Source organism: Enterobacteriaceae endosymbiont of Donacia clavipes, assembly GCF_012570365.1.
Lineage (GTDB): Bacteria > Pseudomonadota > Gammaproteobacteria > Enterobacterales > Enterobacteriaceae.
This window is the reverse complement of record NZ_CP046208.1, coordinates 64981-84042: the sequence shown is the minus strand read 5'-3', so window position 1 is coordinate 84042 and position 19062 is coordinate 64981. Positions and strand designations below refer to the sequence as shown.

Genomic DNA, 19062 nt, shown 5'->3' with positions numbered 1-19062 from the left:
TTTTATATTTCTGTAGATTTTATTAGTTTTACAATTTTTTTTTTAACTAAAAATTTAACATCTTTTAAACTATTATTGGCATTAATTATTTTAATTATTTTATTTTTTTTTGCTATTTTTAAATAATAATTACGTACCCTAGAAAAAAAATTTATAGATTCATTTTCAATTCTATCTTTTTTTTTAAATTTAATTCTTTTTAGAGCAATCATTGGTTTTATATCTAAATAAATAATAATATTAGGTTGTATATTATTTTTAATAAAATTTTGTAAAAAAGTTATATATTTTTTATTTATTCTTCTTCCTCCAATTTGATAAGCATAAGAAGATAAATCATATCTATCAGATATTATCCAATGTGTATTAATATTAGGTCGTATAATATTATTTAATAATTGTAATCTAGAAGCATATAATAGTAATAATTCTGTTTTATAAGAAAAATTTTCTTCTTTAGTAAATTTTATAATCTTTCTTAATTTTTCAGCAACCGGTGTTCCTCCAGGTTCATGAGTTAAAATAATATTTGTCATATTAAAATTTTTTAATAATTTTATTATATAATTACAAATTGTTGTTTTCCCAGATCCATTGATACCTTCTATTACAATAAATTTATTATTTTTCATTTTTTGTTATTAAAATTTTATTAAAATAAATAACATTATAGTAAAATTTTTTTTAAAAAAAAATTTATTCATTTAAAATAAACAAAATATTATTTAATAATTAATTTTAATTAATTATATATCTATTTGTATAATATTAATATTATTTAAATTAATAATTATTTATACAAAAATTTTAAAATATATAAAAATATTTTTTACTTAAAATTTTTTATGACAAGATTATAATATTATTATTCATAATAAATTATATTTTTTTAAATATTAATGATGCATTAGTTCCACCAAAACCAAAAGAATTGCATAATACATATTTCATATTATTTACATCACGAGAAAAATTAGGCACAAAATCTAGATTTAAATTTTTATCAGGATGGTCTAAATTAATTGTTGGTGGAATTATTTGGTGTTTTAAAGATAAAATAGAATAAATAGATTCAATTGCTCCTGCTGCACCTAATAAATGCCCAGTAATAGATTTAGTAGAACTTATAGATAATTTAGAATAATTATTTTTAAAAACTATTTTAATAGCATTTGCTTCTGCTATATCTCCTAATATAGTTGATGTACCATGAGCATTTATATATTCAATTTTTTCAGGATTAATATTTGCATCTTTTAATGCATTTGACATAGCTAATTGAGCTCCTTTACCATTTATAGAAGGAGTAGTTATATGATATGCATCATTACTCATACCAAATCCAATAATTTCAGCAAAAATATTTGCATTTCTTTTTTTTGCATGATTATATTCTTCTAAAATTAATATACCTGCTCCGTCTCCAATTACAAATCCATCTCTATCCTTATCCCAAGGTCTACTTGCTTTTGTAGGTTGATTATTTCTTTTAGATAAAACTTTCATAGCGCAAAAACCACTTAAACTTAAAGGAGTAACAGCTTTTTCTGATGCTCCAGCAATCATAATATCTGCATCATTATAAGATATAATTTTAAAAGCTATACCAATATTATGAATTCCTGAACTACATGCTGTACTAATTGATAGACTAGGACCAGTTAATTTATATTTAATTGAAATATTACCTGTTAACATATTCAAAATAGTTGATGGGAAAAAAAAAGGACTTATTTGTTTTAAACCTTTTTTATTTAAAATATAAGAATTTTTTTCAATTAAATTTATACCACCTAAACCTGAACCAACAGAAACACCAAATCTTGGATTATTTCTTTTATTAAATAATAAACCAGAATTTTTAATAGCTTCTTTACAAGCAACTAATCCATATTGTATAAATAAATCAATATTTTTTTTTTTTTTATTTATAATATAATCTTTATATTTAAAATTTTTTATTAAACCAGCAATTTTAGTTTTATATTTATTAATATTAAAAGTATCAATATGATTAATACCACTATTTCCATTTATAAGATTATACCAATTAGATTTTATTGAATTACCTATAGGAGTTATCATTCCAATACCAGTAATTACTACTCTACGTCTATACATTAATTTTTTTTTATTTAAATTATTCATATTTTATTTAAAATTATAAAATAACATAGAAATAAAAATATTATTTTATTTCTTAATTTCAAATTAATTTTAATTTTTATAATCATTAATATAGCTAACTGCTTCTTGAATAGAAGTAATTTTTTCAGCATCTTCATCTGAAATTTCAATATTAAATTCTTCTTCTAATGCCATTATAATTTCAATAGTTTCAAGAGAATCAGCGTTTAAATCTTTTTTAAAAGAAGAAGTATTTGTAATATTATTTTTTTTAATTTCTAGAACATTAATAATAATTTTTTTTACACGTTCGATAATAGAATTACTTGTATTCATTATGTTTCCTATTAAAAATTTTTTAAGATAAAATTATTAATTTCATTTTTATAAGTAAAATAAAAAATTATTGCATATATAAACCACCATTAATGTGTAACGTTTCTCCTGTTATGTAAGATGCTTTTTCAGAAACTAAAAAAATTACAGCATCTGCTATTTCTTGAGGATTTCCAAAACGTTTAGATGGGATCTTTGATATGATATTATCACGATATTTTTTTTTTAATTTTAATGTCATATCTGTTTCAATATAACCAGGAGATATAATATTTACAGTAATTCCTTTATGTGCTACTTCTTGAGCTAAAGATTTACTAAATCCTATAATTCCTGCTTTTGTTGCAGCATAATTAGCTTGTCCTATATTACCAATAATTCCTATTATGGAGCTAATGTTAATTATACGACCAAATGATTTTTTTAACATGTAATAAATAACTTCTCTACATATTTTAAAAACAGAAGTTAAATTAATTTTTAAAACATTATTCCATTGATAATCTTTCATATTTAATACAAGTTTATCATATATTATTCCCGAATTATTAATTAGTATATCTAAATTTTTAAAATTTTTAATAATATATCTAATAAAATTATTGATAATATATGTAGAGCTATTTTCTAAATTAAGGATTAAACCAATACCATTTTTACCTAAATAATTATTTATTATTTTTATCCCATTAGGATTAGTAGATGTACCAATAACATAAGCTCCATAATTAGCTAATGTATTAGCAATATTATATCCTATACCTTTACTTGCGCCAGTAACTAAAGCTATTTTACCATTAAGATTAATATTTATCATTTATTTATTATTAAATTTATATTTTTTTAATGTAAGAAGAAATGATTTTAAATCATAAATTGAACTTATATTTAAATCATTTAAAATTGGTTTTGATATTTTTTTAAGTATTTTTTTAGGAGTAAATTCAATTACGTTAAATATATTTTTTTTTTTTATAAAATTTAGACATCCTACCCAATTTACAGTAGAATATAATTGTTTTACTAAATAATCTTTAATTTTTTCCGGTGATTTTTCATATTTACAATTAATATTATTAATAAACATAATTTTAGGTTTTTTAAATATAATTTTATTTAAAAAATTTTTAAATTCATAAATTATAGGTTTCATTAATAAACAATGTGAAGGTATATTTATATTTATAGGAACTATACGTGCACCCAAAAATTTAAATATTTTTATAGCTTTAATTATAGCTAACTTATTACCACTAATGGTAATATTTTTATATGAATTATAATTAGATATTGATATAATACTCTCTTTTTTGGAAATTTCTATACAAATATTTTCCACTATTTTTTTTTTATTCCAAGAATTGTTTGCATATAATATCCATTTTTATCATAATCATTCAAATTAGATGATAATTTATGCATTAATTTACCTCTAAATTTTACAATTTTAATTGCATCAGAAAAACTAATAATTTTACTGCAAACTATTGCAGTATATTCTCCTAAACTATAACCCATTACTATACTAGGTAACATACCATTTTTTTGTAACCATAATCTATATATAGCTATAGATGCTGTTAAAATAGCTGGTTGTGTATAATAAGTTTTATTTAATTTTTTTGATGTACTATACTGAGTTAAATACCATAAATCATATTTAAGAATTTCAGAAGCATAATTAAAAGTTTTTTTTATAATTTTATAATTACTATACAAAGAGGACAACATTCCTATAAATTGAATTCCTTGTCCTGGGAAAATTGCAACAAATTTTTTCATATTTTAAAATATCTAATTTTAATTAAATATAAAATTTAAATTTTTTATTTTAAATATATTATTAATTAATAATATTAATTATTATTTTTAATAATAATTTTTTTTCCTCTATAAAAACCATCATTATCCATATGATGATATAAACATTTTTTACCAGTTTTTTTATCAATTAGTAAAATTTTATTATTAGATAATTTATCATGAGAACGTCTCATACCACGTTTAGATCTAGATTTTTTATGTTTTTGTACTGCCATATTTTTAAAATACCTCTTATATTATAAATATTTTTTCTTTATTTAATTTCGTTATATTGAAACCTAGTTATATTTTAAATATTTTTTATTATATATGCAATATAATTTATTAATGATTTATTTTTGCTAAACAATTATTTAATTCCTTACTTAAGGGTGCATATATATTAATTTTTTCTTTACTAATAGGATGTATAAACTTAATATTTTTAGCATGTAAAAATAATCTATTTAAATTATAAATTTTTTTTAATTTTTCATTAAAAATATAATCACCATAACGTTTATCAAAAAGTATAGGATAACCTATATGGGACATATGTACTCTAATTTGATGTGTTCTACCTGTTAATGGTTTTATTTTTACTAACATTATATCTTTATAATTTTGAATAATTTTAAATTTAGTTTCTGAATATTTTCCTGTATATTTATTTATTTGTACTTTAATTTTTTTATTAAAATTATTTTTTAATAAATAATTTTTAATATAAATATATTTTTTTTTAAAACAATTACCCTTTACTAAAGCAATGTAATTTTTAATTATTTTTTTCTCTCTTAATTGTTTTTGTAATATTTTTAATACCGATCTTTTTTTTGCCATTATTAATACCCCAGAAGTTTCTTTGTCTATTCTATGTACAAGTTCTAAAAAAAAATTCTTCTTAAATAAAAATCGAAAATTTTCAATAATTCCATAATTAATACCACTACCTCCATGAACAGCAATACCAGAAGGTTTATTTATTGCTAAAATATATTTATCTTCAAAAATTATAGTTTTTTTAAAAAAATTCTTTTTTTTATAACTTAAATTATATTTAATAGGATTAATTTTATTAATATATATAGAAGGAATTTTTATTATATCCTGAAATTTAATTTTAAAATTTGGTAAAATTTTTTTTGTATTAACTTTTATTTTTCCTTGTCTTAAAAGACGATAAATCATACTTTTAGGCACATTTTTAAATTTATTAATTAAAAAATTATCTATTCTTTGTTTATCAATACTTATAGGAACAGTTATAAATTTAGTTTTTATTATCTTATACATATAATTATAAATTAAATTAATAATTTTATTAATATAATAAAAATTTTTAATAAAAGATAATAATATGTTATATATTTAATAGAAAATTATTATTGAATATAAAGTTTTATGTTAATATTTATTTTTAATAAAAAATTTATTAAAATTTTAATAAAAAAACTAAAATATATTTAATTATAATTAGGTATATTTTAAAAATTTTAAAATTGATAAATAATTATATTAAGATAATTTTGCTATTTTCTGATAGTTATAATTTTGATAAAAACAATTCACAAAACACTAAATATAATTTTTTAATTATATTAATTTTTAATTAGTTTATAGAAAACTATATGAGTAAGTTATTATGAAAAGAATGTTAATAAATGCTACTCAACATGAAGAATTACGTGTTGCTCTAGTTGATGGACAAAAATTATATGATTTAAATATAGAAAATTTTAAACATAAGAAAAAAAAATCCAATATATATAAAGGGAAAATTACACGTATTGAACCAAGTTTAGAAGCAGTTTTTGTAGATTATGGTGTTAACAAACATGGTTTTTTACCAATAAAAGAAATCACAGAAGAATATTTACCTAATTATTATAATCAAAATATATATAATAAAATAAATATAAAAAATTTTTTACCAATAGGTAAAGAAATTATTATACAAATTAATAAAGAAGAACGAGGCCATAAAGGAGCATCATTAACAACATTTATTAGTTTAGTAGGAAGTTATTTAGTTTTAATGCCAAATAAACCAAATTCAAGTGGAATATCTAAAAAAATTATTGGAGAAGATCGAAAAAATTTAAAAAAAATTTTATCATTATTATATTTACCTCATAATATGAGTTTAATAATTCGTACAGCAGGATTAGGTAAAAATATTAAAATACTTAAATTAGATTTAAAACTTAGATTAAAACATTGGGAAAAAATAAAAAAAATAGCTCAAAATAAATTAGCTCCATTTTTAATATATCAAGAAAGTAATCTAATTATTAGATCATTACGAGATTATTTATGTCAAGATATAAATGAAATTATAATTGATGATTCTAAAATATTAAAATTGGCAAAAAAACATATTAATATTTTAGGAAAATCTGATTTTAATAATAAAATTAAATTATATAAAGGTATTATTCCATTATTTAATTATTATCAAATAGAAGCTCAAATAGAAACTATTTTTCAAAGAAAAGTACAACTCCCCTCAGGGGGTTCTATTATCATAGATACAACAGAAGCTTTAACATCAATAGATGTTAATTCATCAAAAGCAACTAAAGGAACTGATATAGAAGAAACAGCGCTAAATATTAATTTAGAGGCTGCAGATGAAATTATTAGACAATTACGTCTAAGAGATATAGGAGGATTAATTGTAATAGATTTTATTGATATGTCTTTTTTAAAAAATCAAAAAATTGTAGAAAAAAAATTATTATATAAAATACGTCAAGATAAAGCTAAAATTCAAATAAGTCATATTTCAAAATTTGGATTATTAGAAATGTCTCGCCAAAGATTATGTTCATCTTTAAGAGAATCTAGTTATTATTTATGTCCTAGGTGTTTAGGTAATGGAACTATAAGAAATAGTAAATCGTTATCCTTATCTATTTTAAGATTAATAGAAGAAGAATCATTTAAAAAAAATATAAAAGAAGTATATGCAATTGTACCTGTTAAAATAGCGTCTTATTTATTAAATGAAAAAAGAAAATCAGTTAATGCAATTGAAAATAGAAAAATTAAAACATTTATTATTCCTAATAATAAAATTAATACACCAAATTATTATGTATTAAGTATAAAACATAATGAAGATAAAAAAATTATTCATTATTTTATGAGTCAATTTGATAAATTAAATTTAAATTTAAATTTAAATATAAATAATAATTCTTCTTTTAAAGATAAATTTTTTCAAAATAATTTACTAAAAAAAAATAATATAAATAAAAATTTTAATATTTATCGTAAGAAAATAATAAAAAGAAAAAATTATTTTTTTTTAAAAACATATAAATTATTGAATTTTATTAATATAAATAAATATAAATTCTTTAATTTTTTAAAAAAATTTTCGAAAAAATTTTTTTACATAAAAAAAATTATTTTAAATTATTATAATAAAATTTTTTTCTTTTATAAAAAAAATAATCTGAATAAAAATTTAGATATTTTTATAAAAAAAATAAAATTAAATAAAATAAAAAATATTATATCTTTTCATAAAAAAAAAATTTCTCCTATCATTAAATTAAAAATAACAAAAATAGACAAAAAACAAAAAAAAATAAACAATAATTTATTAATCAATAATAAAAATAATAATCAAAATTCAAATAATTATATTAGATTAAAAAAAAATTTAAATACAAAAAATATTAATAAAATTAATAATAATTTAAATGATAAAAAAATTAATTTATCTAAATTATCTATAGAAAATAAAATAAAATCAGATAAATTTAAAAATTATATTAAAACTAATAAAATAATACTAAATAAAATTAAACTAAATACTAATAAAAAAATAATTTCAAAAAAAAGTATAATTATTTCTCATATTATAAATAAACATCAATCTAAAATTAAAATAGAAAATAATAATATATTAACAAAAAAAAAAATATACAAACATTGTTTGTCATCAAATAATAAAAGATTACAAGATAATTTTACAAATTATTGCAATAATAAATTAATTAATAATCCAATTAATTTAAATAAAAATAAAGGTGCTGGTACACATACCGCAAAAAGATATACCGTTCCCCCTATTAAAAGATTATAATATTTTATAAATTTAATAAATTAAAATTTAAAAAATTATTAAAATAATAAAAAATAAAATTAATAAAAAAAGGAAAAGATTATTTAAAATTTTTATAAAGTTTACTCTTAGTATTTTATTTAAATTCATACAATGAGTAAACTTTTTTTTTACATTATTTCTAATATTTTATTTATTGTATCTTTAGCATCGCCAAATAACATATAACTATTATCTTTATAAAATAAAGGATTATTAATTCCTGAATATCCTTTACTCATACTTCTTTTAAGAATAATTATATTATTAGCTTTCCATACTTCTAAAATAGGCATTCCAGATATTGGACTATTAATATCTTCTTGTGCAGATGGATTTACTGTATCATTAGCTCCAATAACTAATACTGTATCTGTATTAATAAAATCTTTATTAATTTCATCCATTTCTAATACTAGATCATATGGAATATTAGCCTCTGCTAATAAAACATTCATGTGTCCAGGTAAACGTCCTGCCACTGGATGAATAGCAAATCTTACTTTAATATTTAATGAATTTAACTTTTTTACTATTTCAGAAAGTGGATATTGTGCTTGAGATACTGCTAATCCGTATCCAGGAACAATAATAACATTATTAGAACTTTTTAATATTTCTACTGTATTTCCTATAGAAATATTTTTATAGTTTGGTATATTTTTATCTATAATAATATTATTATTTTCATTAAAAATTTTTTTTTCTCCTCCTAGTAAAACATTAAGAAAAGATCTATTCATTCCTTTACACATTAAATATGAAAGTATAGCACCTGAAGAACCTACTAAAGCTCCAGTTATAATTAATAAATCATTAGTTAACATAAATCCTGAAGAAGCTGCTGCCCATCCTGAATAAGAATTTAACATTGATATAACTACAGGCATATCAGCCCCACCAATACTCATAATTAAATGAAATCCAAATATTAATGAAATTAAAAACATTAATCCTAATGATAAAATTTGTAATTTAATATTATGTATATTTAAAAAAATAATCATTAATGTTAATGATATTGATAATAAAAGAATATGTATTAAATTTTTATATTTAATATTTAAAGCTTTTGATTTCATAAATCCAGATAATTTATTGAAAGCAATAATAGATCCTACTAAAGTAACTGAACCTATAAAAATACTAATAAATATTTCTACTAATTGAATATTAATATTTTTATCAAATATAATTTTATTATATACTAAAAGTAAATAATTATTAAAACCAACAAGTACTGCAGTTAACCCAACAAAACTATGTAATATTGCAATTAACTGAGGCATTTTAGTCATATCAATTTTTTTCGATATATTAATTCCTATAATTGCTCCGCAAATAATTGCTGTTATTACATAACCAATATTATTAATTCTTGATTTTAATATAGATATAATAATAGCAATAATCATACCACTAATGGCAAACAAATTACCTTTTCTAGAGGTTTCTTTTTTAGAAAGATTTGCAATACTTAATATAAATAATATTGCTGATATAGTATATGTAAATATTAATGACCTATCAGACATTTATAAATTCTCCTTAATTTTTACGAAACATTTTTAACATACGTTGAGTAATAGTTAATCCTCCAAAAATATTTATACTAGATAATAAAATTCCTAAAAAAGCTATTATAATTATAGTAAAATAATCACTACTAATTTGTAATATAGAACCAATAATAATAATACCAGAAATTGCATTTGTTACAGACATTAAAGGTGTGTGTAATTTATGACTTACATTCCATACCACATAATAACCTATAATACAAGATAATAAAAAAATTATAAAATGAGGAATTACTTCATTAGGAATATATTTTGTTATGTAATAAATAAAAAATAATCCTAAAATATATAAAAAATATTTATTTATAAAAAAACATTTATTTTTTTTTGTAGTTAAATTTTCTTTTATATTTTTAAAATTATTTATTTTTTCTACATTTTTTTTTTTAGAAGATATGGGGGCAGGCCAAATAATTTTACTATTATAAATAATAGTCATATTACGAATAATTTCATCTTTTAAATTAATATTAATTTTTCCAAAATTATTTCTAGATAATAAATCTAATAAATTTACTATATTTGTACCATATAATTGAGAAGCTTGTGGGGCTAATTTACTCGGTAAATTTGTATAACCTAATATTTTTACATTATTATTAGTTATAATCATTTTATTTTTTTTTGTTAATTCGCAGTTTCCTCCATTTTCTATAGCAAGATCAAAAATAATACTACCTGGTTTCATCCGTTTAATCATTTCCTTTGTAATTAAAATAGGAGATTTTTTATTTTGAATAATTGCTGATGTTATAATAATGTCTGTTGTACTTACAATACTATTAAAAGATTCTTGTTCTAACTGTAATTTATTTTTTGATGAAATAGTTTTATATTCATGTATATTATTATCTTCCTGATTTTTTAATTCTAAAAATTCAGCACCCATACTATGAATTTGTTCTTTTACTTCTTTTTTTTTATCAAAAGCAATAACTATAGCTCCTAAACTTTTTGCTGTACCGATAGCCGATAAACCGGCTACTCCTGCTCCAATTACCATTACTTTAGCAGGAAGTATCTTTCCTGCAGCAGTTATTTGCCCATTTAGAGTTCTACCTAGTAAATAGGTTGATTCTATAATACTTCTATATCCAGATAAATTATTCATTGAACTTAAGGCATCTAAAGATTGAGCTCTTGAAATTCTAGGAATAGTATCCATTGCAAGAGTAGTTATATTTTTTAACGCTAAAATATTTAATAATTTAGTATTTTTATAAGGCCAAATAAAACTAATTAGTATACTATTTTTTTTTATTAATTGACTCTCTTTTTCGTCGAGTGGATGAATTTTAATTATTATATTTGCTTCCCAAATTTTTATATTTTTTACTATTTTTGCTCCTTCACTTATAAAATCTTTATCTTCAAAATTAGAAAGATTTCCAGCTCCTTTTTCAATATATATTTCAAAACCTAATTTTATTAATTTTTTAATATTTAAAGGTGTTATTGCTATTCTTTTTTCTTTAGGAAATTTTTCTTTTGGTATACCAATTATCATAATTAATCCTTTGCTATAAAATAAGTATAATTTTATATGAAATAAAATTTATAATATTAACTAAATTTAAAAATTATCATTTATTAAAATATTTATCAATATTATTATTTTATATAAAATATAAAAATTAAATTAAAATTAGTTAGGATAATTAATCATTTTTAATCATTTGTATATTAAAACCAGCATCTAAATTAATTATTTCTCCTGTAATTCCTAAAGATAAATCAGAAGCTAAAAAAGTAGCTACATTACCAACATGATTGATAGTAATTTTTTCTGCTAAAGGACTATTTTTTTTATATAATTTTATAATATGATTAATATTTTTTATTTTTGAAGATGAAATAGTTTTTATTGGTGCAGGAGAAATACCATTGATTCTTATATTTTTGTTGCCAATACTACATGCTATATAACGAATATTAGCTTCTAATGAAGCTTTTGCTAAACCCATAATATTATAATTTGGTATAAATTTTTTTGAACCTAAATAAGTTAAAACTATAATTGAAGATTTATTATTTAATAAATGTATACATTTTTTTATCATACCTAATAAGCTATAAGAACTAATATCATGAGAAATTTGAAATGATTTACGAGAAATATTTCTAATAAAATTATTTTTTAATGTATTATTAGGCGCAAATGCAATAGAATGGACAAAACCATCAAATTTATTCCATAATTTTGATATTTTTAAAAATAAAAATTTAATATCTTTATCTTTTGATACATCACATTTTAATATTGGATATTTTGTCATTTTTTTTACTAATTTTTCTATTTTATTTTTATTTTTTTCTTTTTGGTATGTAAAAATTAAATTTGCTTTATGTTTGTACATTATTTTAGCTATACCATATGCAATGGATTTTTTAGTTAAAATTCCAGTAATTAATATTTTTTTATTTAATAATAAATTCATAAATTTTACCTTAAAAATATTTATTTTATCAATAAAATTTAATAAATTTAAGAAAATAATAGATAAATTAAATAAATTTCGTAAAAAAATATTTAAAAATTCGATATTTCTCACTTTTTTGATTTGTTTCACTAGACAAATGAAGTATTAATTGATGTACTTTTAAGTGACACAATTTTAGTGTCTATTTTTATGTAAAGGTAATAATTGATGTCCAAGATTAAGGGTAACGTTAAGTGGTTTAATGAATCTAAAGGCTTTGGTTTCATTACTCCTGAAGATGGTAGTAAGGATGTTTTTGTACATTTTTCTGCAATTCAAAGTAGTGGTTTTAAAACATTAACCGAAGGCCAAAGAGTGGAATTTGAAATTACTAACGGAGCCAAAGGACCTTCTGCTGCTAATGTTGTTGCACTTTAAGTTTATTTATTAGCAAAAAAAGGTTTAATATATTTATTGCCTCTGATAGAATTAAAAATTTTATATTTAACTATTTATAATAAAATTAAAAATAATATTTTAAATAATTTTTCAGAGGCAATTTTTTATATAATATAATTTTAATTAGGATAATTTTTTTGTGCATTATAAGAAGAACGTATAAAAGGACCACAAATTACTTTTTTAAAACCAATTTTTATTGCTTCTTCTTTTATTTGAGCAAATTCTTTTAAACTATAATATTTATATACAGGTAAATGATTTTTGCTAGGTTGCAAATATTGTCCTATAGTTAAAATATCAACTCCATTAAATTTTAAATCTTTTATTGTAGTAAATAATTCTTTATTTGTTTCGCCTAATCCCACTATTAAGCCTGATTTAGTTAAAATATTTGGAAATAAATATTTAAATTTTTTTAATAATATTAAAGATTTATAATATTTTCCAGAAGGTCTTATTTTATAATATAAATTTTTTACTGTTTCTATATTATGATTAAAAACATCAGGTAAGGAAACACTAAATATATTAAGAGCTTTTTCAATACAATTTTTAAAATCCGGTACTAAAATTTCTATTTTAATATTAAAATTTTTTTTACGTATCTTTTTTATACAATTTACAAATTGTTTGGCTCCTCCATCATGTAAATCATCACGATTAACAGAAGTAATAACAACATATTTAAGTTTCATTTTTAAAATAATATTTGCTAAATTAGATGCTTCTTTTTTAGAATATTTTATTATAGGTCTACCATGAATTACATCACAATATGGACAATTTCTAGTACATATATTTCCTAAAATCATGAATGTTACTTGTCCTTTTCCAAAACATTCAATTAAATTAGGACAAGATGCTTCTTCACAAACTGAATATAATTTGTTTTTTTCTAGAATAGATTTAATTTTTTGAACTTTATTAATATTATTTAATGGAAGTTTAATTTTTATCCAATTAGGTTTTTTTAAAATTTTTTTTTTCATATTTTTATAAAAAATTATTTTTTTAAATAAATGATTTAATATTATAAATAAATTTTTTTTAAAAAAACTATTTTAATTAAAATTAATTACTATAATTATTTATTAATAAAATAAATTCTTTTATTAATAATTTTTTAATCTTAAAAATTTTTATATTTGAAATAAAATTTTTTAATTGAGTCATTTTTAATTTTTTTAAACCACATGGTTCAATATATTGAAAAGGTAATAAATTCATATTTATATTAAATGCTATTCCATGTGTAGAACATCCTTTGGAAATTTTAATTCCTATAGATGCTATTTTTTTATTATTAATATATACACCAGGATTATGGTAAAAATTATCAGGAATTATTCCAAAATATAATAAAATATTTTTTATTGTTTTTTCTAAAATAAATATTAAATTTTTAATATTTATTTTTCTTTTTTTTAAATTAATTAAAATATACATAATTTGTTGTCCTGGAGCATGATATGTAATTTTCCCTCCCCTATCAGTATTAAATATCGGTATATTATGATTATAATATAAAATATTTGAAATATTATATATTTTACCTTGTGTAAATACAGGAATATGTTCAACTAACCATATTTCATCTAATGTATCATTAGATCTTTTTAAATTAAAATTATTCATTTTTTTATAAGTTATATACCAAGGTTCTATTCCTAAATTTCGTATGATAAAATTTTTTTTGTACATAAGTATTAATTAAATATTATTTTTATTGATGAATCCATCTACTTATTAATAATCTTATATAGTCTAATAAACAAACAAAAATATTTCCTTTTGAAATATTTTCTAAGGCTACTAATGGATATATTCCAATTATATGATTATTAATTATAAAAACCATACTACCTAATATTTGATTTTTATGTATTGGTGCTAATATTTTATTATTTTTAATATGATATAGAATTTTTATTTTTTTTTCTTGATTTTTAAGAATTGTTAAATAAACATTATTTTTAATACCTACTCTTACAGAACTATATTTACCATATAAAATAGGAACAGATGCAATTTTTTGATATTTTTTTACAGGATTAAGTGTGCGAAAATTTTCGAAACCCCAATTTAATAATTTTTTACTATTTTTTCTTCTATCTTGTTCAGTTTTATCACCTAAAATAACAACAATTAATCTCATATTATTTTTTGTTGCAGAAGCTATAATATTGTAGCCAGCATTTTCAGTATGTCCTGTTTTAATACCATCTACACTTAAGGAATTATCCCACAATAATAAATTACGATTTTTTTGAAAAATATTATTAAAAGTGAAACTTTTTTGTTTATATATAGAATATTCATAAGGAAAATCACGAATTAACGCTTTTCCCATAATAGCTATATCTTTTGCTGTAGTATATTGCCCGGGTTTATCCAGTCCATGAACATTTTTAAAACAAGTATTTTTTAATCCTATTTTTTTTGCATAAAAATTCATTAAATTTACAAATTTTTCTTGATTTCCAGATATATATTCTGCTATAGCAACACAAGCATCATTACCAGATTGTAAAATAATTCCTTTTATTAAATTATCTACAGAAATATGATCTCCAATTTTTAAAAACATTAATGATGATCCATTAAATTCTTCATTACCTGTTGCCCAGGCATTTTGGTTGACAATAACAATATCATGACGATGTATATTTCCCTTTGCTATAGCTTTAGCTATTACATAACTAGTCATAATTTTTGCTAGACTAGCTGGTTTTTGAGGTTCATTACTATTTTTTTCTGTTAAAATAATTCCCGTATTGTAATCTATTAAAATATATGATTTAACGTTAATATTAGGTTCTGACGAAATATTAAATATATTTTCATATGCATATATTATTGTTGGATATATTATAAATATAGTAGTAATAATTAATTTTATAATTTGATTAATTTTTCTATTAGTTTTTTTACATATTTTCATCATATTTTACTCATGTACAAGTATATATTATATTTTTTATAATAAAAATTATTAAATAATGATTTAAATTATATTTATTAAAAATGTTATTTTATATAATTTTAAAAGAAATGTAACTAAAATTTTAGTAAAATAAAATTATTAAAAATAATATTTATATAGGTATAAATAAAATAATGATAAATATTAAATCTAAAAAAAAATATAAATTTGCATTAGGAGTAGAATATAATGGTAAAAATTATCATGGATGGCAAAAACAAAAAATATACTATAAAAAAACTATACAAGAATATATTGAGAATGCTATTTCAAAAATTGCTAATCATAATATTAAAATTTTTTGTGCAGGTAGAACTGATATAGGTGTTCATAGTTTAGGACAAGTTATTCATTTTGAAACAAGTAGTTTTAGAAAAAAAAGATCTTGGATTTTAGGTATAAATAGTTTATTACCTCAAGATATAGTTATAAATTGGATAATATCAGTAAAAAAAGAATTTCATGCTAGATTTAGTGCATTATCACGTAGATATTTTTATATTATATATAATAATTTATATAGATCAGCTATTTTTAATAGTTTAGTTACTTCATATAAATATAATTTAAATATTATAAAAATGAAAAATGCAATAAAATATTTATTAGGTGAACATGATTTAACTTCTTTCGAATCTGGTAAAAAATTAAATAAATCTTCTTTTCGAAAAATTATTAATTGTGATATTAAAAAATATGGAAATTATATATTAATTGATATAAAAGCAAATTCTTTTTTATATCATATGGTTAGAAATATTGTGGGAAGCTTATTAGAAATAGGACTTGGGAAAAAAGAAGAAAATTGGCTATTAGAACTAATAAAAATTAAAGATAGGACTAAAGCTGCTGCAACAGTTAAACCAGATGGATTATTTTTAGTAGAAGTTGAATATCCAAAACATTTTCGTATTCCTTATTATAATTGGAATTCATATTTTTTTTTAAAAAAAATAATTTAATTATTAATATTAATTAAATTAATATATTTAAGTGTTTAAAAATATAAGTTTTATAATAAATAATTAATATTATTTTTAAATAAAAAAATATAAAATTTTTTTATAATATAATTTTTTATTTTAAACTTAAAAGTTATTTTAATTTTTAAAAATTTTTATATTATTTTAAATATTAAAAAGATAAAATAACTTAATTAAAATTTTAAATACATAAAAAAATATGTTTATAATTGATTATTTATTTATATTAATAATAATATTGTCTTCATTGTATAGTTTTTTTAGAGGATTTATAAAAGAAATTTTAACAATATTAATTTGGTTTGTATCATTTTATTTATCTAAAAAATATTTTCATTATTTATTTTATATAAAAAATACAGTAATTAATAATTTATATTTTCAAAAAATTTTTTTATTACTTATTTCATTTATATTATCTTTATCATTCGGGTATATAATTAATAATTATATAAATAAAAAAATAAAATATTTTAATTTAAATATTTTTAATAAAATAATAGGATTATTTTTTGGTTTTTTTAAGGGATATTTTATTATTTTATTTTTTTTGTATTCTTTAAATCATTTTGATAAAAATTTATATAATTATATGTTACTTGAACAAAAATCATTATTATTTATTTATTTTCATAATTTGTTACATAAATATAATTATTTTTTATAGAAAATTTCATACCCAGAGCGGGAATTGAACCCGCACAGCAATAATATGCCGAGGGATTTTAAGTCCCTTGTGTCTACCGATTCCACCACCTGGGCAAAATAAAAAGATAAATAATTTAGGCGCATCCCGGAATTGAACCGAAATAAAAGGATTTGCAATCCTCTGCATAACCACTCTGCCAATGCGCCATACTTTATTTATAATAACTTATATTAAAAATTATGTATATAATATTTTTATTTTTATTTAAAAATTTTATATAAAAATATATATTTATTATATATATAATTTTATTATTTTTTATATATAATAAAATTAATAGATTAATAATTAATTATATAATACCTATTTTAGGAATATATATGTTAAACAAATTAGTATTTGTTATTAATTGTGGTAGTTCTTCTTTAAAATTTTCAGTTATAAATCCCTTAAAAAAGGAAATATTATTTTTTGGTTTAGCTGAACATTTTCATAATAAAAATTCTTATATTAAATGGAATATTAAAAATAATAAACAAAAAGTCAAATTTAATTTAAAAACTGATCATAAGAAAGTATTAAACTACTTAGTAAAAAAAATTTTAAAAAAAAATTTATTTTTATATAAAAATATAATAGCAGTAGGTCATCGTATAGTACATGGAGGAGAAAAATTTACAAATTCTGTAAGAATTAATAAAAAAGTTATTAAAGCGATAGAAGAAGCATCAGTTTTTGCTCCTTTACATAATCCAATTCAATTAATAGGTATTAAAGAAATAACAAAAATATTACCTAAATTAAAAAATAAACAAGTTGCTGTATTTGATACAGCTTTTCATCAAACAATACCTGAAACATCATATTTATATGCTTTACCTATAAAATTTTATAAAAAATATAAAATACGTCGTTATGGAGCTCATGGGACAAGTCATAAATATGTATCTATAATAGCTGCTAAAATGTTAAATATACCTTTTAATATATTTAATTGTATTTCATGCCATTTAGGTAATGGATCTTCTGTTACTGTTATAAATAAAGGTAAAAGCTTTGATACTTCTATGGGTTTAACTCCTTTAGAAGGTTTAGTAATGGGTACAAGATGTGGTAATATTGATCCTGCGATTATTTTTTATATGAATAAACAATTAAATATCAAAATAGATAAAATTTATAAAATTTTAACTGAAAAATCAGGTATGTTAGGTTTAACAAATATAACTAGTGATTTTAGATATATTGAAGATAATTATTCAAAAAATTTAGAAATAAAAAAAGCTACTAAAATATTTGTACATTATTTAGCTAAATACATAGCATCATATAGTATTTTAATAAAAAATAAAATTAATGCAATTATTTTTACAGGAGGTATAGGAGAAAATAGTATTTTAATTAGAGAAAAAACAATAAAAAAGTTAAAAATTTTAAATTTTTTTCTAGATAAAAAATTAAATAATGAAATGATACATGGTAAATCAGGTTTAATTAGTACTGTAAATAGTCTTCCGATATTAGTTATACCTACAAATGAAGAACTCATGATTGCACATGATACATTTAAAATTATTAATAATCAATCAAATTTATAAAATT

Annotated in this window: 19 protein-coding genes and 2 tRNA genes; 5 read left to right on the top strand and 16 right to left on the bottom strand. The window is 19.0% G+C overall.

All coding sequences use genetic code 11. The features are described 5' to 3' along the window. Positions 1-2 precede the first annotated feature (2 nt). The 8 genes from tmk to GJT92_RS00410 all read right to left on the bottom strand — a co-directional run bounded on the left by tmk (position 3) and on the right by GJT92_RS00410 (position 5562). Positions 3-632 (bottom strand): dTMP kinase, encoded by a 630-nt coding sequence (gene tmk / locus GJT92_RS00445; RefSeq protein ID WP_168919548.1) that lies wholly within the window; start codon positions 630-632, stop codon positions 3-5. A gap of 247 nt (positions 633-879) precedes the next feature. Beyond that, complete coding sequence (fabF, locus tag GJT92_RS00440; RefSeq protein ID WP_168919859.1) at positions 880-2121, bottom strand: beta-ketoacyl-ACP synthase II; 1242 nt, start codon at positions 2119-2121, stop codon at positions 880-882. Positions 2122-2217: 96 nt separating this feature from the next. Beyond that, positions 2218-2463: an acyl carrier protein gene (acpP, locus tag GJT92_RS00435; protein WP_168919547.1), complete on the bottom strand. Its 246-nt coding sequence runs from the start codon at positions 2461-2463 to the stop codon at positions 2218-2220. Positions 2464-2530: 67 nt separating this feature from the next. Beyond that, a complete protein-coding gene (gene fabG, locus GJT92_RS00430; protein ID WP_168919858.1) occupies positions 2531-3271 on the bottom strand; it encodes a 3-oxoacyl-ACP reductase FabG in 741 nt (246 codons plus the stop codon). A gap of 9 nt (positions 3272-3280) precedes the next feature. Next, positions 3281-3802 carry an ACP S-malonyltransferase gene (locus GJT92_RS00425; RefSeq protein WP_168919546.1) on the bottom strand — a complete coding sequence of 174 codons (522 nt, stop codon included), beginning with the start codon at positions 3800-3802 and terminating at the stop codon, positions 3281-3283. Next, positions 3802-4245, bottom strand: coding sequence for an ACP S-malonyltransferase (locus GJT92_RS00420; protein WP_168919545.1), 444 nt, complete (start codon positions 4243-4245; stop codon positions 3802-3804). The genes GJT92_RS00425 and GJT92_RS00420 overlap by 1 nt, the downstream gene beginning before the upstream one ends. 74 nt (positions 4246-4319) lie before the next feature. After that, positions 4320-4502 (bottom strand): 50S ribosomal protein L32, encoded by a 183-nt coding sequence (gene rpmF, locus GJT92_RS00415; RefSeq protein WP_168919544.1) that lies wholly within the window; start codon positions 4500-4502, stop codon positions 4320-4322. 109 nt (positions 4503-4611) lie between these two features. Further along, the gene (locus GJT92_RS00410) at positions 4612-5562 is read right to left on the bottom strand and encodes an RluA family pseudouridine synthase (RefSeq protein ID WP_168919543.1); all 951 of its coding nucleotides are present in this window, start codon (positions 5560-5562) and stop codon (positions 4612-4614) included. A gap of 349 nt (positions 5563-5911) precedes the next feature. Between GJT92_RS00410 and GJT92_RS00405 the strand changes: the two genes are divergently transcribed. Continuing rightward, the gene (locus GJT92_RS00405; protein WP_168919542.1) at positions 5912-8365 is read left to right on the top strand and encodes an Rne/Rng family ribonuclease; all 2454 of its coding nucleotides are present in this window, start codon (positions 5912-5914) and stop codon (positions 8363-8365) included. Positions 8366-8514: 149 nt separating this feature from the next. Here GJT92_RS00405 and GJT92_RS00400 read toward each other — a convergent pair whose 3' ends face one another. The 3 genes from GJT92_RS00400 to GJT92_RS00390 all read right to left on the bottom strand — a co-directional run bounded on the left by GJT92_RS00400 (position 8515) and on the right by GJT92_RS00390 (position 12401). Then, the gene (locus tag GJT92_RS00400) at positions 8515-9918 is read right to left on the bottom strand and encodes an NAD(P)(+) transhydrogenase (Re/Si-specific) subunit beta (RefSeq protein WP_168919541.1); all 1404 of its coding nucleotides are present in this window, start codon (positions 9916-9918) and stop codon (positions 8515-8517) included. Positions 9919-9931: 13 nt separating this feature from the next. Continuing rightward, complete coding sequence (locus tag GJT92_RS00395; protein WP_168919540.1) at positions 9932-11470, bottom strand: Re/Si-specific NAD(P)(+) transhydrogenase subunit alpha; 1539 nt, start codon at positions 11468-11470, stop codon at positions 9932-9934. 151 nt (positions 11471-11621) lie between these two features. Next, complete coding sequence (locus tag GJT92_RS00390) at positions 11622-12401, bottom strand: enoyl-ACP reductase FabI (protein ID WP_168919539.1); 780 nt, start codon at positions 12399-12401, stop codon at positions 11622-11624. 210 nt (positions 12402-12611) lie between these two features. On the opposite strand from GJT92_RS00390, the gene cspE reads away from it, so the two are divergent. Then, positions 12612-12821 (top strand): transcription antiterminator/RNA stability regulator CspE, encoded by a 210-nt coding sequence (cspE, locus tag GJT92_RS00385; RefSeq protein WP_168820769.1) that lies wholly within the window; start codon positions 12612-12614, stop codon positions 12819-12821. 140 nt (positions 12822-12961) lie between these two features. Here cspE and lipA read toward each other — a convergent pair whose 3' ends face one another. The 3 genes from lipA to GJT92_RS00370 are packed head-to-tail and all read right to left on the bottom strand — an operon-like array spanning position 12962 to position 15786. After that, positions 12962-13879: a lipoyl synthase gene (gene lipA / locus GJT92_RS00380; protein WP_246209070.1), complete on the bottom strand. Its 918-nt coding sequence runs from the start codon at positions 13877-13879 to the stop codon at positions 12962-12964. Between the two features lie 37 nt (positions 13880-13916). Continuing rightward, on the bottom strand, positions 13917-14546 hold the full coding sequence (lipB, locus tag GJT92_RS00375) for a lipoyl(octanoyl) transferase LipB (RefSeq protein WP_168919537.1): 630 nt from the start codon (positions 14544-14546) through the stop codon (positions 13917-13919). A 22-nt stretch (positions 14547-14568) separates the two neighbouring features. Continuing rightward, positions 14569-15786, bottom strand: coding sequence for a serine hydrolase (locus GJT92_RS00370; protein ID WP_168919536.1), 1218 nt, complete (start codon positions 15784-15786; stop codon positions 14569-14571). 176 nt (positions 15787-15962) lie between these two features. On the opposite strand from GJT92_RS00370, the gene truA reads away from it, so the two are divergent. After that, entirely contained in the window at positions 15963-16790 is an 828-nt protein-coding gene (gene truA, locus GJT92_RS00365) for a tRNA pseudouridine(38-40) synthase TruA (RefSeq protein ID WP_168919535.1), read from the top strand. 220 nt (positions 16791-17010) lie between these two features. Next, complete coding sequence (locus GJT92_RS00360) at positions 17011-17478, top strand: CvpA family protein (protein WP_168919534.1); 468 nt, start codon at positions 17011-17013, stop codon at positions 17476-17478. Between the two features lie 9 nt (positions 17479-17487). On the opposite strand, the gene GJT92_RS00355 is transcribed toward GJT92_RS00360, so the two are convergent. Both GJT92_RS00355 and GJT92_RS00350 read right to left on the bottom strand, forming a co-directional pair. Next, positions 17488-17573, bottom strand: a tRNA-Leu gene (locus GJT92_RS00355). A gap of 22 nt (positions 17574-17595) precedes the next feature. Further along, a tRNA-Cys gene (locus GJT92_RS00350) sits at positions 17596-17666 on the bottom strand. A 174-nt stretch (positions 17667-17840) separates the two neighbouring features. On the opposite strand from GJT92_RS00350, the gene GJT92_RS00345 reads away from it, so the two are divergent. Further along, a complete protein-coding gene (locus GJT92_RS00345) occupies positions 17841-19058 on the top strand; it encodes an acetate kinase (RefSeq protein ID WP_168919533.1) in 1218 nt (405 codons plus the stop codon). Positions 19059-19062 lie beyond the last annotated feature (4 nt).

Coding starts and splice junctions, on each gene's coding strand:
- tmk (WP_168919548.1), bottom strand. CDS start 632: ATGAAAAATAATAAATTTATTGTAATAGAAGGTATCAATGGATCTGGG.
- fabF (WP_168919859.1), bottom strand. CDS start 2,121: ATGTATAGACGTAGAGTAGTAATTACTGGTATTGGAATGATAACTCCT.
- acpP (WP_168919547.1), bottom strand. CDS start 2,463: ATGAATACAAGTAATTCTATTATCGAACGTGTAAAAAAAATTATTATT.
- GJT92_RS00420 (WP_168919545.1), bottom strand. CDS start 4,245: ATGAAAAAATTTGTTGCAATTTTCCCAGGACAAGGAATTCAATTTATA.
- rpmF (WP_168919544.1), bottom strand. CDS start 4,502: ATGGCAGTACAAAAACATAAAAAATCTAGATCTAAACGTGGTATGAGA.
- GJT92_RS00410 (WP_168919543.1), bottom strand. CDS start 5,562: ATGTATAAGATAATAAAAACTAAATTTATAACTGTTCCTATAAGTATT.
- GJT92_RS00405 (WP_168919542.1), top strand. CDS start 5,912: ATGAAAAGAATGTTAATAAATGCTACTCAACATGAAGAATTACGTGTT.
- GJT92_RS00400 (WP_168919541.1), bottom strand. CDS start 9,918: ATGTCTGATAGGTCATTAATATTTACATATACTATATCAGCAATATTA.
- GJT92_RS00395 (WP_168919540.1), bottom strand. CDS start 11,470: ATGATAATTGGTATACCAAAAGAAAAATTTCCTAAAGAAAAAAGAATA.
- GJT92_RS00390 (WP_168919539.1), bottom strand. CDS start 12,401: ATGAATTTATTATTAAATAAAAAAATATTAATTACTGGAATTTTAACT.
- cspE (WP_168820769.1), top strand. CDS start 12,612: ATGTCCAAGATTAAGGGTAACGTTAAGTGGTTTAATGAATCTAAAGGC.
- lipB (WP_168919537.1), bottom strand. CDS start 14,546: ATGTACAAAAAAAATTTTATCATACGAAATTTAGGAATAGAACCTTGG.
- GJT92_RS00370 (WP_168919536.1), bottom strand. CDS start 15,786: ATGAAAATATGTAAAAAAACTAATAGAAAAATTAATCAAATTATAAAA.
- truA (WP_168919535.1), top strand. CDS start 15,963: ATGATAAATATTAAATCTAAAAAAAAATATAAATTTGCATTAGGAGTA.
- GJT92_RS00360 (WP_168919534.1), top strand. CDS start 17,011: ATGTTTATAATTGATTATTTATTTATATTAATAATAATATTGTCTTCA.
- GJT92_RS00345 (WP_168919533.1), top strand. CDS start 17,841: ATGTTAAACAAATTAGTATTTGTTATTAATTGTGGTAGTTCTTCTTTA.